Genomic DNA, 16,253 nt, shown 5'->3' with positions numbered 1-16,253 from the left:
GAGACAATCATGGATCTCGCCACACTCTGGTTCTGGATTGTCGCAGCCCTGTTCGTCGGCTACTTCATCCTGGACGGCTTCGACTTCGGCGTCGGCATGACGCTGCCATTCCTCGGCAAGGACGACCTCGACCGCCGGGTCCTCATCAACACCATCGGCCCCGTCTGGGACCTCAACGAGACGTGGGTGATCGTCGCGGGAGCCTGCCTCTTCGCGGCATTCCCCGAGTGGTACGCCACCCTGTTCAGCGGGTTCTACCTGGCGTTGCTGCTCATTCTGCTCGCCCTGATCCTGCGCGGCGTCTCGTTCGAGTACAGGCACCAGCGCCCCGAATCCCGCTGGAAGGCCTGGTTCGACGGCATGATCATCGTCGGCTCCGCCGTGCCGGCGCTGCTCTGGGGCGTCGCATTCGCCAACATCGTGCAGGGTGTCCCGCTGGATGCCGACCACAACTACATCGGTACGTTCTTCGATCTGCTGAACCCGTACGCGCTGCTCGGCGGTGTCACAACCCTGCTGCTGTTCTTCACCCACGGCGCCGTGTTCATCTCGCTGAAGACCGCGGGCGACATCCGCGAACGGGCCCGCAAGCTCGCCGTGAAGTCTGGCGTCGTCACGATCGTGGTTGCGGCGTCGTTCCTGGTCTGGACGGCCTTCCTGGCCGAGTTCAGCGTCGCCTACCTCGTGCTCGCCGCTCTGGCGGCTGTGGCGCTCATCGGGGCCTGGCTGTTCAACCTGCGGGGTGCAGAGGGCTGGTCATTCAGCTTCATGGCCGCGACCGTCGCCCTGGCCGTGCTCGCGCTGTTCACGGCGCTGTTCCCGGATGTCATGCCAGCCAGCAACGACCCGGCGAACAGCCTCACCATCGCCAACGCCTCGAGCTCCGAGTACACGTTGACGGTCATGAGTTGGACGGCGCTCGTCTTCCTGCCGCTGATCCTGCTCTACCAGGGCTGGACGTACTGGGTCTTCCGCAAGCGAGTCAGCCGCGCGAGCATCCAGGCGGCGACAGGCGCGGCTCCCGCCGGCGCTGCACAGTCGGCGTGAGCAGCCAGGACACGGCCAGAGTCCGCCCCATCGACCCGCGCCTGCTTCGGCGGGCGCGGGCGATGCGCGGCTTCCTCGCAGGGGGAGCCGTGCTCGCCCTGCTGCAGACGGTGTCGATCATCGGCTTCGCCTGGTTCGTCTCCCGCCTGATCACCGGCGCGATCGCCGGCGACGGCATCGCGGAACTCGCCCCGACGTTCTGGGCCTTGGCCGCCATGGTCGCGCTCCGCGCGTTCACGGTGTGGGCGATGGATGCCACGGCGGCGGCCGGCGCTGCGCGGGTGAAGAGCCAGTTGCGCGTCGCCGTGCTGGGCGCCGTGCGTCGGCTCGGCCCGGATTGGGCGGCGCGGAAGGGGAGCGCGACGGCGGCGACCGTCATCGGCCCCGGTCTCGACGCCCTGGACGGCTACTTCGCCAAGTACCTGCCCCAGCTCGTGCTCACCGTGGTGGCGACGCCGCTGCTGGTGCTCGTCGTGCTGCTGAGCGACTGGGTGAGCGCGCTGATCGTCGTGATCGCGCTGCCCCTGATCCCGATCTTCATGGTGCTCATCGGCCTCGCGACACAGGCGGTGCAGCGCAAGCAGTGGGACAGCCTGCAGCGGCTGAGCGGTGCGTTCCTCGACGTCGTCGGCGGGCTGTCGACCCTCAAGATCTTCGGCAGGGAGCGCCGCCAACTCGGCCGCATTCACCGGGTGACCGATGAGTACCGCGTCGAGACGATGAAGGTGCTGCGGCTCTCCTTCCTCAGCGGATTCGTGCTCGAACTGGCCGGCAGCCTCTCGGTCGCGCTGATCGCGGTCACGGCGGGGCTCCGCCTCCTCGACGGCCAGCTCAGCCTCGGCGTCGGGCTGTTCGTGCTGATCCTCGCCCCGGAGATCTTCCTGCCCCTGCGCAACGTCGGCGCCCAGTTCCACGCCGCGGCGGACGGCGTCGCGGCCTCGGAGGAGATCTTCGAGATCATCGAGGCGGCCGATGCCCTGCCTGCTCGCGATACCGCGGATGCCGCTCGGGCGGCCGTGCCGCGCGGTGCCGCGCTGCGAATCGATGGCCTCGGCATCCGTCGCGGCGACCGCCTCATCGTCGACGACTTATCGGCCGGCTTCGAGCCTGGCGCCGTCACGGTGCTCACCGGGCAGAGCGGTGCGGGCAAGTCGAGCATTGTCGCCGCCATCCAAGGCTTCCTGCCGTACGAGGGCGAGATCCGTCTCGCCGCCGAAGGTGCAGGCGCGCGGGCCGTCAGCGGTTCCGACATCGCCTGGTGTGGTCAGACCCCTGGGCTGGCCGCCGGCAGCGTCGCGGAGAACATCGCCCTCGGCAGCCGCCTCGGCGCCGACGAACGTGGTCAGCTCGTGCAGGCCAGCCTGCGCCGGGCGTCGGCGTCGGCGATCGACCCCGCGCTCGAGCTCGGCGTCGCCGGCAGCGGCCTCTCCGGCGGTCAGGCGCAACGCGTCGCGATCGCCCGTGCGTTCTACCGGTGGACCGAGCTTGGAACGCCGCTGCTCATTCTCGACGAGCCGAGCTCAGCGCTCGACGCCGCGACGGAGGCGGAGCTGATCGCCTCGTTGCGCGCCGCCGCCGCCGACGGGGCCATCGTCATTGTTGTCAGCCACAGGGAGGCCGTCATCGCGGCAGCCGACCGCGTGGTGAGTCTGGAGGCGGTGCGACGTGCCTGAGAACCGAACATCCGACGCCGCCGCGGTGTTGCGCCGCGCGCAGCCCGGCGTCAAACGCTTCACGCCCGGGCTGTTCTTCGCCCTCTGCAGCGCCCTCTCTGCCGTCGCGCTGATCGCCTGCTCCGGCTGGCTGATCACCCGTGCCTCCGAGCAGCCGCAGATCGCCTACCTCTCGGCCGCTGTCGTCGGCGTGCGTGCCTTCGCCCTCGGGCGCGCGGCCTTCCGCTACGTCGACCGTCTGTTCAGCCACGATGCGGCATTCCGCCAGCTCGCCGAACTGCGCGGCGCGGTGTTCGAGCGCCTGATCCCGCTCGCGCCGGCCGGGCTCGCCAGGACCAAGCGAGGCGATCTGCTCAGCCGACTCGTCAGCGACGTCGACGAGCTGCAGGACTTGCCGTTGCGCGTCGTACAGCCGCTGCTCGTCTCGGCGATCGTCGCCGTGCTCAGCGTGTTCGGGGTGTGGCTGGTGCTGCCGGAGGCCGCGCTCACACTGGCGCTCTGCCTCGTTCTGGCGTTCGTCGCCGGCACCGTGCTGCACGCGGCCGTCGCGGCGCGCGCCGAACGCCGTCTGGCTCCTGGCCGCGGCGCGCTGATGGAGCGCATCCTCGAGCTCGTCGGCTCGCTCGACGTGCTCACCGCCTTCGGCGCCGTCGACGAACGCATCGACGATCTGCGCCGGGCGGATGCCGCGCTCCGCCGCGACGGCGTGAAGGCGGCGTTCGGCGCCGGCCTCGCTGCCTCGGCGATGACCCTCGCCGCCGGCCTGGCGACGCTGCTCGCGATCCTCGTCGGCGCTCCGGCGCTCGAGGGACCGCAGCTCACGATCATCGCGCTCGTTCCGCTCGCCGTGTTCGAGGTGTGCGGGATGGTGCCGCTGGCCGTCGGAGCGTGGCGCCAGGTGCGCTCCAGCGCCGGGCGGGTTGCACGCGTCGCGCCGGCACAGGTGCCGGCCGGCATCCCGCTCGACACGGCGGAGCAGGCTGAGCCCCAGACGGAGGCTCGGGCGGGCGAGCAGGCGACGACGCGGAGCGCCGCTCCGGCGATCGCGTTCGCCGGGCTCTCGGCGCACTGGCCGGTGTTCGCCGGGGACGGGGACACCGGCGCCGCGGCATCCGGCACGCCGACCGCCCTCAGCGACCTCACCATGACGATCGACGCGGGCGAGCGCGTGCTCGTGCGCGGCGAGAGCGGTGCGGGCAAGACGACGCTGGCGAATGTGCTCGTGCGCTTCATCGACTACGACGGCAGCTTCACCCTCGGCGGACGCGAGGCGCGCAGCATGGCGCCGTCGGAGCTGCGCCGCACCGTCGGTCTCTGCGAGCAGCAGCCCTGGATCTTCGACTCCAGCCTGCGGCAGAACCTGCTGTTCGCCAGGGAGACGTCGAGCGATGCCGAGCTGCTGGCCGTGGTTGAGCGCGTCGGACTCGGCGACTGGGCCGCGAGTCGCGGCGGTCTCGACGCGGAGCTGGGGGAGCGCGGGGCGCTCGTCTCCGGCGGGCAGGCCCAGCGCATCGCCCTGGCACGCGCGCTGCTCGCCGACTTCGCCGTGCTCGTCGTTGACGAGCCGACCGCGAACGTGGATGCCGCACAGGCCGCTGCGCTCATGCGTGACATCCTGGCGGCGACCGCAACCGGACCGGACAGCGTTCCGCGCACGGTCATCCTCATCTCGCACGACACCGTGCCTGGCGAGCTGATCGATCGCGAGCTCGTGCTGCAGGACGGCCGCCTGGCGGTCGGGTAGCAGCCGGCGTGACTGCGCGGGCGCCGCAGCCCTAGGCTGGACGGGTGATGCGCCCCCAGCCCCCGATTGTGTTTCGCGCCGACCTGTCGCGGTGGGTCGAGCCGGCCGCCGCCTTCGCAGCGCTCCACGGCGATTCCGCACACGCGTTCTGGCTTGATTGCGGCCCGGATGCCGTGGCAGGCGTCAGCTACCTGGGCGCGCCGCGGCCGGGCGCCCGCGTCGTGACCGCGTCGGTTCGGACGGGCAGCGTCCGGGTGGACCGCGTCGATTCGCACGAGCCGGCCGCGACTGTCGGCGGCACGATCTTCGACTTCCTGCGGAACGCGCTGCCCGCGGCCGAGCGCCACAGCGGCCCGGCCGGCGAGCCGGCCCGCTTCGAGCTCGGCTGGGTCGGCTGGCTCGGCTACGAACTCGGGGCGCAGACCGTCGGAACGCCGACACATCCGTCCCCGACCCCGGATGCCGCGCTGCTCGAGATCGACCGCGCGCTCGCTTTCGACCACGCGGCGCGGACCGTGACGCTGCTGCTGCGCAGCGACGCCGGCGACACCGGAGCCGCCGAACTGGAGCGATGGATGGCCGAGGTCGAGCACGCGCTGGCTGCCGCGGCATCCGCACCCGGCCCCGCGCAGGAACCGGCCGCGCCGGAACCCGCCACGCCAGCACCCGCCACCGCAGCGGCGCGCTGGCGCCACGGCCCGGAGCGCTACGCCGAGCTGATCGCCGAGTGTCAGGCGGCGATCCACCGCGGCGACGCCTACCAGCTCTGCCTGACCAACGAGATCAGCGTCGACACGCACCCCGATCCGCTCGCGAGCTACCTGACGCTCCGGGACTCCAGCCCGACCCACCACGGCGGACTGCTCCGTTTCGGCGACATCTCGCTGCTGAGCGCGAGTCCGGAGCAGTTCCTCGCGGTCACCGCCGGCGGCCACGTGACGACCAAGCCGATCAAGGGCACGCGCAAGCGCGCGAGCGGCCTCGCCCGCGACCTCGAGCTCCGCGCCGAACTCGAGTCGAGCGAGAAAGAGCGTGCAGAGAACCTCATGATCGTCGACCTGATGCGCAACGACATCGGCAAGATCGCGCGGCTCGGCTCCGTCCGCGTCAGCAAGCTCCTCACCGTCGAGAGCTACGCGCACGTGCACCAGTTGGTCAGCACGATCGAGGCCGAGCTGGCCGACGGCCTCACCGGCATCGACGCCGTCGAGGCCAGCTTCCCGGCCGGGTCGATGACGGGCGCACCCAAGATCAGCGCGATGCGCATCCTCGACGGGCTCGAGGCCGGCCCACGAGGCATCTACTCCGGCGCCTTCGGCTACATCGGCCTCGACGGCGCCGTCGACCTGGCCATGGTCATCCGATCCATCGTGCTGGATGCCGCCGGCGCCCGCATCGGCACCGGGGGCGGCATCACGGCGCTCTCGGTCGCCGCCGAGGAGATCGAGGAGACCCAGATCAAGGCACGCGCGCTGCTCGCCGTGCTCGGGGCCACGGAGCAATGAGCGAGCCGCACGCACACCGGCTGCGGCCGATGCGGGGCAGGGACCCGCTCGAGGTGCATCGCGCATCGACACCGCTTGAACTGCTCTTCGACCTGACCTTCGTCGTCGCATTCGGTGTCGCGGGCAACGAGTTCGCCCGCCTCGTCGCCGAGGGCCACATCACTAGCGGGCTCGCCGGTTTCGGCTTCGCGATGTTCGCCATCGTCTGGGCGTGGATCAACTTCTCCTGGTTCGCCTCGGCCTACGACACCGACGACTGGCTCTACCGCGTGACGACGATGGTGCAGATGGTCGGCGTCATCATCCTGGCCCTCGGCCTGCCGCGGATGTTCGATTCGATCGACCACGGCGGAGAACTCAACAACACCGTCATGGTGTTCGGCTACATCGTGATGCGCATCGCCATGGTCGCCCAGTGGGCGCGCGCCGCCGTCGCCGATCCCGCCCATCGTGCTGCGGCGATCAGCTACATCGTCACGCTCGTCGTCGCACAGATTGGCTGGATCGCCGTGCTCCTCGCCCCGCTCGACGCCACCCAGACCTTCGTCTTCGGCAGCGCCCTCGTCGTCGTCGAGATGAGCGGCCCCGTGCTCGCCGAACGGCTGCAGGGCGGAACGCCGTGGCACGTCCACCACATCGTGGAGCGCTACGGCCTGCTCGTGATCATCACGCTCGGCGAGGGCGTCATCGGCACCGTCGCCTCGATCTCGGCCGTCGTCGGCCACCAGGGCTGGAGCACGGATGCCGTCCTCGTCGCCGTCGCGGGGGTCGGGCTGACCTTCGGGCTGTGGTGGATGTACTACATCGTGCCGTCGGCGGAGATCCTCAGCATCGCACGCGGCCGCTCCTTCGTCTGGGGCTATGGCCACCTCGTCGTCTTCGCGGCGCTGGCGGCGGTCGGTGCCGGCCTCCACGTCGCCGCGTACTTCATCGAGGGGGAGTCCGTGATCGGCGCCGTCGGGACGGTGCTCGCCCTCGCCCTGCCCGTCGGCATCTACACGCTGAGCGTCTACGTGCTGTACCGATTCCTCGTGCGGGTGACGGACTGGCTGCACCTGCTCCTGCTGCTCGGCACACTGGGCATCCTCGCGATCGCGCTCGTGCTGGCATCCGCGGGGGTGCCGATGAGTTGGTGCCTGCTCGTGGTGATGTTCGCGCCGCTCATCACCGTGCTCGGCTATGAGAGCGTCGGCCACCGGCACCAGAGCGCGGCATTGCGCATCGAGAAGCAACGCTCGAAGTGGGTACGCTAGAGCTTTGGGTTGTGTGAGCATCTGCGCACGCCCTCCAGAGCGATGGCGCTCCCTCCACCGCATCCGCAATTGAATGAGAGTCACGTGGCACACGAGCAGGATTCCGCGAGCAGCAGGCACGACGACGACGAGGTCTACGACTTCGGCGCGCTTCAGAAGAAGTGGCTGCCCATTTGGGACGAGCTCAAGCCGTTCAGCACGAGCGACCCCGACGACACGCGCCCGCGCAAGTACGTGCTCGACATGTTCCCGTACCCCTCCGGTGATCTGCACATGGGCCACGCCGAGGTGTACGCCCTCGGCGACGTCGTCGCGCGCTACTGGCGCCAGCAGGGCTACAACGTGATGCACCCGATCGGCTGGGACAGCTTCGGGCTGCCGGCCGAAAACGCCGCCATCAAGCGCGGCGTCGACCCGCGCGGCTGGACCTACGACAACATCGAGCAGCAGAAGCGCAGCATGCGCCTCTACGCGGCCAGCTTCGACTGGGAACGCGAGCTGCACACCAGCGACCCCGAGTATTACAAGTGGAACCAGTGGCTCTTCCTCGAGCTGTACAAGAAGGGCCTGGCGTACCGCAAGGAGAGCTGGGTCAACTGGGACCCGGTGGACCAGACCGTTCTGGCCAACGAGCAGGTGCTCGCCGACGGCACATCGGAGCGCAGCGGCGCCGTCGTCGTCAAGAAGCGCCTGACGCAGTGGTACTTCAAGATCACCGACTATGCCGACCGCCTGCTGGACGACCTCGACCAGCTCGAGGGCCACTGGCCGTCGAAGGTGCTGCAGATGCAGCGCAACTGGATCGGTCGCTCCATCGGCGCGGACGTCGAGTTCGAGATCGAGGGCCGCGAGGAGCGCGTCCCCGTCTTCACGACGCGGCCGGACACGCTCTGGGGTGCGACGTTCATGGTCGTCGCCCCGGATGCCGCCCTGGCCGCCGAACTCGTCGAGGGAACCAGCCCGGAGGTGCAGCAGCGCTTCGCCGACTACCTCACCGCGGTCGGCCAGAGCACCGAGATCGAGCGCCAGGCGACCGACCGTGCGAAGACCGGCGTCTTCCTCGAGCGTTACGCGATCAACCCGGTCAACGGGGAGCGCCTGCCCATCTGGGCCGCCGACTACGTGCTCGCCGACTACGGCCACGGCGCCGTCATGGCCGTGCCAGCGCACGACCAGCGTGACCTCGACTTCGCCCGCACCTTCGACCTGCCCGTGCGCGTCGTGCTCGACGTGCCGAACACGAACGAGGACGGCGAGAGCAACGACCCGAGCCAAAACGATCCAACACAGACCGGAATCGCCCTCGCCGGCTCCGGAACCCTCATCAACTCTGGCCCGCTCGACGGACTGAGCAAGGCCGACGCCGTCCCGCGCGCCATCGAGATCCTCGAGGCCGACGGCCGCGGCCGTGCGGCCAAGAACTACCGCCTGCGCGACTGGCTCATCTCCCGCCAGCGCTACTGGGGCACCCCGATCCCGATCATCCACGGCGAAGACGGCACCGAGCACGCCGTCCCGCTTGAGCAGCTGCCCGTTCTGCTTCCGGATGCCGCAGGCCTCGACCTGAAGCCCAAGGGCACCTCGCCGCTCGGCGGCGCCGCCGACTGGGTCAACGTCCCGAACCCCGTCGACGGCACGCCGGCCAAGCGCGACGCGGACACCATGGACACCTTCGTGGACAGCTCGTGGTACTTCCTGCGCTTCCTCAACCCGAATGACGACACCAAGGCGTTCGATGTCGACGAGGCCAAGAGGTGGGCGCCCGTCGACCAGTACGTCGGTGGCGTCGAGCACGCGATCCTGCACCTGCTCTACGCGCGCTTCATCACCAAGGTTCTGCACGACCTCGGCTACCTCGACTTCGAGGAGCCGTTCAAGGCGCTGCTGAACCAGGGCATGGTGATCCTCGACGGCGCCAAGATGAGCAAGAGCAAGGGCAACATCGTCTTCTTCACCGAAGAGGTCGACAAGCACGGTGTCGACGCCGTGCGCCTGACCATGGCGTTCGCCGGCCCGCCGGAGGACGACATCGACTGGGCCGAGGTCTCGCCCGTCGGCTCTGCCAAGTTCCTGGCCCGCGCCTGGCGCATCGCCAACGACGTGACGAGCGCCCCCGGCGTCGACCCGGCCGGCGGCGACCAGGCCCTGCGCCGTGTCACGCACCGGTTCCTCGCCGATGCCCCAGGCCTGACCGAGGCGTTCAAATTCAACGTCGTCGTCGCGCGGCTGATGGAGCTCGTCAACGCGACCCGCAAGGCGATCGACTCCGGGGTCGGCGCGGCTGACCCCGCCGTGCGCGAGGCTGCCGAGACGACGGCGCTGGCCCTCAACCTGTTCGCGCCGTACCTGGCCGAGGAGATGTGGGAGAAGCTCGGCTTCCAGCCGTCTGTCGCCCTCGCGCCGTGGCGCACCGCGGAGCCGGCCCTACTCGTCGAGGACTCCGTCACCGCCGTCGTGCAGGTGAACGGCAAGGTGCGCGATCGCCTCGAGGTGTCGCCGCAGATCAGCGAAGCCGAGCTCGAAGCGCTTGCTCTGGCATCCGATGCCGTCACGAAGGCGATCGGCGACGGCGAGATCATCAAGGTGATCGTGCGCGCTCCGAAGATTGTGAACATCGCGATCCGCGGCTAACCCGCACCTCTCAGCACCCTCGATGGCGCCTCTCCTGCACAGGCAGGGCAGGCGCCATCGTTGTGCACAGCCGCGACGGCGATGGCCCCGCTGGGTATAGAGTGCAGCGCGTTGACTGTTGGCGGCGACGGGGTGGGTATGCGCAAACGAATGGTCTCAACGGCTTGTCTTGCCGCCGTCCTCTGCTTGGCGAGCTGTGCTCAGTCTCGCGGTGTGCTCCTTAAGCCGAGCGAGCTCGCGATTCCCCCGTGCGCTTCGACCTCTCCGATGCCCGTGACTGAGATCGGAGAGACCGATCGCGCCACCTGCGATCTGGCGGGGACCACGATAGTTTTCCCCGATGGCTTTGAGGTTGTGGCGCCAGCGCTCGGAGGACGTACCGCAACAGCCGAACGACACCGCGACGGGTCGGAGAGCGACACGTACAGCCTCGCCAATCTGGGCATCTACGGAATTGTGGCCGCTCAGACCGCAGCGGACCCCAAGCACACTGACTGGTGGGGGATTGCCGAGGGCATCAGTAAAGAGAAGCTGGCATTCGGCTCCCACGACGGAAACTAGGTACTCACGACAAACCGCCCACCCTGGGGCCAGCTAAAGTGATCGCGCACGCCGAAGATCGTGAACATCGCGATCCGCGCTAGCGCGAACGCAGCCACCCCGCCGATGGCGCCTCTCCTGCACAGGCAGGGCAGGCGCCTTCGTTGTGCACAGCCGCGACGGTGATGGACCGGGCAGGGCGGGCGGTTCCTAGGCTGCCCATATGGAGCCCCCTGCCTCGCCCGATGCCGATGCGGCGGCCGCGCTGGCCACACTCGCGCCGTCCGCACGGGCGCCGTCGCGACGCACGCGGCTGGGCATCGGAGCGGCGATCGTGCTGTTCATCCTCGCCCTGCTCGCTGCCGTGGCGATCACGGCGTTCGGCGGCTCCGGCGTCGACGAGACGGTTCCGCTCGCGGGGCCGGAGCGCGCAACGGGGCCGCCGGCGACACCGGATGCCGCAGAGGGCGGCGCACGCATCTATGTGCACGTCCTCGGCGCGGTGGGCAGCGCAGGCCTCTACGAGCTCGCCGACGGCTCACGCGTCATCGACGTCATCGCCGCGGCAGGTGGGTTCGCCGACGATGCCGATCCGGCCGGGGTGAACCTGGCGCGTCCTCTTGCTGACGGCGAGCAGTTGCGCGTTCCCCGGGCCGGTGAGGTTCCGGTCGCGCCTCCGCAGCTCGGTGGCACTGATTCCGGCGCCGGCACGGGCGGTGCGGCATCCGGGCCGGTCAGCCTCAACTCCGCGACGCTCGCCGAACTGGAGACGCTGCCGCGCATCGGCCCGGCGCTGGCCCAGCGAATCCTCGACTGGCGTGAGGCAAACGGCGGATTCTCCACGATCGACGACCTCCGCAATGTGACCGGCATCGGCCAGAAGACCTTCGACGGCCTGAAAGACCACGTGACGCTGTGACGATCAGCACCGCGCCGGCCCGCGCCGTGATCGTGGACGCCGTCGTGGCACGGGCGCTGCTCCCGGCAGCGACCGCCTGGGCGGCGGCGCTGCTCGCGACGAACGTGGCTGCATGGTCGATCGCGCTCGTCGGCTGGGGCGCCGCAGCCACCGCGCTCGGGCTCGCACTCGCCCTGCGCCGCCGTACCGTGTTGCCCCGTGCTCGGTCGGCGCTGCCGCTGCTCGCCCTCTGCCTCAGCGTGCTCGCCCTGGTCGGCACCGCGGTGGCCGTACAGGCGCCACAGCGCCAGCCGGGCGTGCTGCTCGACGCGGCGGAGCACGGGCGCCCCGTCACGCTGCGGGGCACGGTGATGTCCACGCCGGAACGGCAGCCGTCGCCGTTCTCGCTCGCCGGCGCGGGCAGCGAGGTGCGGCGGGTGCGTTTCGCCCTGCGGGCCGAGAGTGTGCAGTTCGGCGCCCGGCCGCCCGAGCCGTTGCGCGGCGTTCCGGTGCAGCTCTTCGCCGAGCTGGCCGCCGATTCCGCCCCACCCGAGATCGGCTCCGCCGTCCGGGCAACCGTCCGCCTGCAGACGAACGGGTCGGGGGAGCCGAGCGCGTTCCTCACCTTCGCCACCGAGCCACTCGTGCTTGAGGCGCCGCCGCCCTGGTATCTGGCGTGGGCCGTCGCTCTGCGCAGCGAGTTCCGGGAGGCGGCCGCCCGGCTGCCGGGAGACGGCGGCGCGCTGCTGCCCGGGCTGGCGATCGGCGACACGAGCGCAGTGAGCGTCGGACTCGACGGCGCGATGACGACGAGTTCGCTCAGCCACCTGACGGCGGTGTCCGGGGCGAACTGTGCCGTGGTCGTCGCGGCCGCCATACTGCTGGGAGCGGCGCTCCGCCTGTCGATGCGCCTCCGCGTCGCGCTCTCGCTCGTCGTGCTGCTCGGCTTCGTCGTGGTCGTCACGCCGGAACCGAGCGTGCTGCGGGCAGGGCTGATGGCCGTGATCGTCCTGCTCGGTCTGGCATCGGGGCGCCCGGGCGGCGGGGTGCCGGCGCTCGGCGCCGCCGTGGTGGTGCTGCTCAGCCTGGACCCGTGGTTGGCGGCGAGCTATGGCTTCGCCCTCTCGGTGCTGGCGACGGTGGGCCTCCTGCTTCTCACCGCACCGCTTGCCGCCGTGCTCGGCCGCTGGATGCCGCGCGGGCTCGCCCTGGCACTCGCGATCCCGCTCGCGGCCCAACTGGCCTGCCAGCCGGTGCTCGTGCTGCTCAGCCCGACGGTGTCGCTGCTCGGGGTTCCGGCGAATCTGCTCGCCGGCCCCGCCGCCCCGATCGCGACGCTGCTCGGCCTCCTTGCCTGCCTCCTGCTGCCGATCCTGCCCTCACTCGGGTTCGCGGTTGCGCAGATCGCGTGGCTGCCAGCCGCGTTCATCGCGGCCGTCGCCCGCACGGTGGCCGGGATGCCGGGCGCGCGGGCGCCGTGGCTCGACGGGCTGCTCGGGGCGCTGCTGCTCGCCGCGGCGACGGCGCTCGCGCTCTGGCTGCTGCTGCGCCGGCCGGCGCGGAGTCGTCGCGGGGCGGCCGTGCTGGCCACGGCGGCGCTGCTCGCGCTCGCCGGCGCGTACGGCGGGATGCTGCTCGGCACCGGGGTCGTGCGCTCCCTCTCTCGCCCGGCCGACTGGCAGATCGCGCTGTGTGACGTCGGGCAGGGCGATGCGGTGCTAATCCGGGACGGGGACCAGACCGCGCTGATCGACACCGGCCCGGAACCGGCGCCACTGGCTGGCTGCCTCGCCACTCTCGGCGTCGAGCGCATCGATCTGCTCGTGCTCACCCACTACGACCTCGACCACATCGGAGGCCTCACAGCCCTTGACGGAATCGTCGACACCGCGCTCGTCGGTCCGAGCAGTCGCCCTCGCGATGAGCGACTACTCGCACCGCTCCATGATTCTGGCGTCCCCGTGCAGGTGGCACAGCGCGGCCAGCGGGGCACGCTCGGCGGCCTGCGCTGGCGGGTGCTCTGGCCGGCCGAGACGGAGGGCGAGCTGAGCACGGGCAACCCGGGCAGCGTCGTGCTCGAGACGGAGGGCGCCGGCATCCGGGCGCTCTTCCTCGCTGACCTCGGCGAGGAGTCGGAGCGCGCGCTGCTGGCGCTCGAACGGCCGGGCCCCGTCGACGTCGTCAAGGTCGCCCACCACGGCTCATCCGATCAGCACGGCGAGCTGTACGAGCAGCTCGCCGCGCGGGTCGGCCTCATCGGGGTCGGGGTCGACAACGGCTATGGGCATCCAAGCGCGGCACTCCTCGCCATGCTGCGGCAAAGCAACACGCACGGCTACCGCAGCGACCGGAACGGGCTGGTGCTGGTGGCGCCGACGCGTGACGGCAGCGGTGCGCTCCGAGTATGGACCGAGCGCGCCGGAAAATGACGCCCCCCGTTCAGCCGAGCGGCTTGAGGTCCGGTTCGAGGAACCGCGTGCGGGCCTCCTCGGTGTTCAGTCGGCCAGCTGAGTAGTGGTCGTCGAGCAGCGTGCTGCGGAGCAGATCGGGACGGCGCGCCAGGAACGCCAGTGAATCGGCATCGCTGCACTCGCGCATCGCGGCGGCGACGATCTGCACCCATGCGGTGGTGCGGGTCACGTGGAACTTGCCCGGCGCGCCCTTCGCCGTCGCGAAGGACAGGATGCCGTCGCTTAGTTGGGTCGTGGCTTCCCCCACGCCGTTGGCGGCGATCAGGGCGTAGGCGACCCGGATGTGATCGGAGTGCGGAAGGGTCTCAAGGGTGCCGGCGCGGAACCCTGCGACGAGTGCTGAATCGGTTGTGGTCATGAACGGAGGTCCTTTGCTACGATTGTGAAGTATCTACTTTACTACGATAACGTACTAATGGGGCGCATGACTGATTCACTCTCGATCGAACTACTGGTTGCCGGTCATCGTGTCGCCCGATTGCTGGATGGCGGTCTTCGTGCGGTCGGGCTGAGCGCAGGCGAGGCTGTGCTGCTCACCGCGCTGGGCGAGGGCGCACTCACCATGGGAGGGATCATGGGCACCCTCCACATCGGCGGGTCGACCGCGACGAGCCTAGTCACCCGGCTCGAGCGGGCGGGGCTCGTCACGAAGACGCGGAACCCCGAGGATGCTCGTTCTTACATCGTGGAGGTGACCGACGCGGGTCGAGCGGCGGGGGAGACCGCGCGCGCCGCATTCGGGGCCATCGACCGCGAGCTCGGCGCGGCGGGCCAGACGGCCATCGCCGGCCACCGATCACTCATGGCCAGGCTCGCTGCACTGGCCCCCGCGCTCGACTGACCACCCCACGGCTCCGGCTCCACTGTCGCGCAGCGGCGACTACGCTGGAACAGACGAAAAGGGGCGAGGCATGGTAGTTCGCAAGCCGGCCGGCAAGACGGCATCCGGCAAGAGCGCGGTGACGATCCCGCAACTCGCCTGGAACCAGGTGCGCCCGGCCCCGGTCGTACTCGTCTCCGGAACCGAGAGCTTCCTCGCCGATCGTGCCATCCGTCGCCTCCGTGACTTCCTGAAGGGTGAGGACCCGAGCATCGAGGTCGTCGACCTCGACGCAGACAGCTACGCGGCGGGCGAGCTGCTCACGGTCGCCAGCCCGTCGCTGTTCATGGAGCCGCGCTTCATCCGCGTGAACTCCGTCGAGAAGTGCACGGACGCCTTCATCACCGAGACCCTGGCCTACCTCGAGGACCCGGCCGAGAACACGTACCTCGTGCTGCGCCACAACGGCGGTGTGCGCGGCAAGAAGCTGCTCGACGCCCTGCGCGGCGGCCTCGGCGGCGGTGTCGAGATCGTCTGTGCTGAGCTCAAGAAGGACACCGAGAAGTACGACTTCGCCGTCGCCGAGTTCAAGACCGCAGGGCGCCGCATCACGCCGGGCGCGCTACGCGCCCTGGTCGCAGCCTTCTCCGACGACCTTGCCGAGCTGGCATCCGCCTGCCAGCAGCTGATGGACGACTCCTCCAGCGAGATCACCGAGACCACCGTCGAGCGGTACTACGGCGGGCGGGTCGAGAGCAATGCGTTCAAGGTCGCGGATGCCGCCCTCGCCGGTCGCCGCGGTGAGGCGCTCATCGCGCTACGCCACGCCCTCGCCTCCGGCGCCGATCCGGTTCCGATCGTCGCCGCCTTCGCGATGAAGGTGCGCACCATGGCCAAGGTCTCCGGTTCCCACGGCGGCTCTGGCCAGCTCGCCTCCCAGCTCGGCATGGCGCCGTGGCAGCTCGATCGCGCCAGGCGGGATCTCGCCGGCTGGAGCGAGGACGGCCTCGCCCGCGCCATCGAGGCGCTGGCCGAGGCGGATGCCGGTGTGAAGGGTGCAACCCGCGACCCGGTCTTCGCCGTCGAACGCCTCATCGGCGTCATCGCCTCCCGCGGCCGCGCCTAGCCCGTCGCTGCTCCGGATGTCGCAGCGCCGGCGCGCGGCAGAAACCGCGCGTTCGCAGTAGTCGTTTCCGGCGCGCACGTGCAGTTTGTGCCGCGCGGGGAGTGAGTGCAGCCCATCAGCAGACGAAGAAAGGGCCCCGTCCGAAGACGGGGCCCTTTCGAAAACTGTGCTGGATTAGAGCGCAGCGACCTGCTTGGCGATCGAGGACTTGCGGTTCGCAGCCTGGTTCTTGTGCAGAACGCCCTTGCTCACGGCCTTGTCGAGCTTCTTGCCTGCGGTGCGCAGAGCCGACTCGGCAACAGCCTTGTCGCCACCGGCGATCGCGGTGCGGGTCGCGCGGATAGCGGTCTTGACCTCGCTCTTGACGGCCTTGTTGCGCTCCTGCGCCTTCTTGTTGGTGCCAATGCGCTTGATCTGCGACTTGATGTTTGCCACGTTCGTTACGTCCTTGCTTAGATGTGTATTCGGAGTGTGCCGCTTGACGGTAGAGGGGCGTCGCGCGGCAATCGTGTGAAGTGGTGGGATACACACGGAAGCCAACAGGC

13 protein-coding genes are annotated in these 16,253 nt (G+C 70.1%); 11 read left to right on the top strand and 2 right to left on the bottom strand.

From position 1 onward, the window contains the following. Positions 1 to 9 precede the first annotated feature (9 nt). From cydB to EV379_RS08780, 9 genes are all read left to right on the top strand, one after another. A complete protein-coding gene (gene cydB / locus EV379_RS08820; RefSeq protein ID WP_130505809.1) occupies positions 10 to 1,047 on the top strand; it encodes a cytochrome d ubiquinol oxidase subunit II in 1,038 nt (345 codons plus the stop codon). Beyond that, positions 1,044 to 2,720 carry a thiol reductant ABC exporter subunit CydD gene (gene cydD / locus EV379_RS08815; protein WP_341273529.1) on the top strand — a complete coding sequence of 559 codons (1,677 nt, stop codon included), beginning with the start codon at positions 1,044 to 1,046 and terminating at the stop codon, positions 2,718 to 2,720. Before cydB ends, cydD begins: the two co-directional genes overlap by 4 nt. Beyond that, positions 2,713 to 4,464 carry a thiol reductant ABC exporter subunit CydC gene (gene cydC / locus EV379_RS08810; protein ID WP_242616297.1) on the top strand — a complete coding sequence of 584 codons (1,752 nt, stop codon included), beginning with the start codon at positions 2,713 to 2,715 and terminating at the stop codon, positions 4,462 to 4,464. The genes cydD and cydC overlap by 8 nt, the downstream gene beginning before the upstream one ends. A gap of 47 nt (positions 4,465 to 4,511) precedes the next feature. After that, positions 4,512 to 5,969, top strand: a complete 1,458-nt coding sequence (locus EV379_RS08805) for an anthranilate synthase component I family protein (RefSeq protein ID WP_130507370.1) — start codon at positions 4,512 to 4,514, stop codon at positions 5,967 to 5,969. Further along, complete coding sequence (locus EV379_RS08800; RefSeq protein ID WP_207226221.1) at positions 5,966 to 7,222, top strand: low temperature requirement protein A; 1,257 nt, start codon at positions 5,966 to 5,968, stop codon at positions 7,220 to 7,222. The genes EV379_RS08805 and EV379_RS08800 overlap by 4 nt, the downstream gene beginning before the upstream one ends. An 84-nt stretch (positions 7,223 to 7,306) precedes the next feature. Beyond that, a complete protein-coding gene (gene leuS / locus EV379_RS08795) occupies positions 7,307 to 9,853 on the top strand; it encodes a leucine--tRNA ligase (protein ID WP_242616296.1) in 2,547 nt (848 codons plus the stop codon). Positions 9,854 to 10,126: 273 nt separating this feature from the next. Next, positions 10,127 to 10,414 carry a hypothetical protein gene (locus tag EV379_RS08790; RefSeq protein ID WP_130505807.1) on the top strand — a complete coding sequence of 96 codons (288 nt, stop codon included), beginning with the start codon at positions 10,127 to 10,129 and terminating at the stop codon, positions 10,412 to 10,414. Positions 10,415 to 10,616: 202 nt separating this feature from the next. Continuing rightward, positions 10,617 to 11,312, top strand: coding sequence for a ComEA family DNA-binding protein (locus EV379_RS08785; RefSeq protein ID WP_130505806.1), 696 nt, complete (start codon positions 10,617 to 10,619; stop codon positions 11,310 to 11,312). Next, on the top strand, positions 11,309 to 13,720 hold the full coding sequence (locus EV379_RS08780; RefSeq protein ID WP_130505805.1) for a ComEC/Rec2 family competence protein: 2,412 nt from the start codon (positions 11,309 to 11,311) through the stop codon (positions 13,718 to 13,720). The genes EV379_RS08785 and EV379_RS08780 overlap by 4 nt, the downstream gene beginning before the upstream one ends. A gap of 10 nt (positions 13,721 to 13,730) precedes the next feature. Here the strand turns inward: EV379_RS08780 and EV379_RS08775 are convergent, their stop codons facing one another. After that, positions 13,731 to 14,120, bottom strand: coding sequence for a hypothetical protein (locus EV379_RS08775; RefSeq protein WP_130505804.1), 390 nt, complete (start codon positions 14,118 to 14,120; stop codon positions 13,731 to 13,733). Between the two features lie 66 nt (positions 14,121 to 14,186). Between EV379_RS08775 and EV379_RS08770 the strand changes: the two genes are divergently transcribed. Next, positions 14,187 to 14,603: a MarR family winged helix-turn-helix transcriptional regulator gene (locus EV379_RS08770; protein ID WP_165397336.1), complete on the top strand. Its 417-nt coding sequence runs from the start codon at positions 14,187 to 14,189 to the stop codon at positions 14,601 to 14,603. 70 nt (positions 14,604 to 14,673) lie between these two features. Then, the gene (gene holA / locus EV379_RS08765; protein ID WP_130505802.1) at positions 14,674 to 15,708 is read left to right on the top strand and encodes a DNA polymerase III subunit delta; all 1,035 of its coding nucleotides are present in this window, start codon (positions 14,674 to 14,676) and stop codon (positions 15,706 to 15,708) included. A gap of 174 nt (positions 15,709 to 15,882) precedes the next feature. On the opposite strand, the gene rpsT is transcribed toward holA, so the two are convergent. Then, positions 15,883 to 16,143 (bottom strand): 30S ribosomal protein S20, encoded by a 261-nt coding sequence (rpsT, locus tag EV379_RS08760; RefSeq protein WP_055839103.1) that lies wholly within the window; start codon positions 16,141 to 16,143, stop codon positions 15,883 to 15,885. Between the last annotated feature and the right edge of the window lie 110 nt (positions 16,144 to 16,253).

It is taken from the genome of Microterricola gilva (genome assembly GCF_004217495.1).
Taxonomy (GTDB): Bacteria; Actinomycetota; Actinomycetes; order Actinomycetales; family Microbacteriaceae; genus Microterricola; species Microterricola gilva.
The sequence above is the reverse complement of the archived record's forward strand: the minus strand, read 5'-3'. Positions and strand labels throughout refer to the sequence as shown.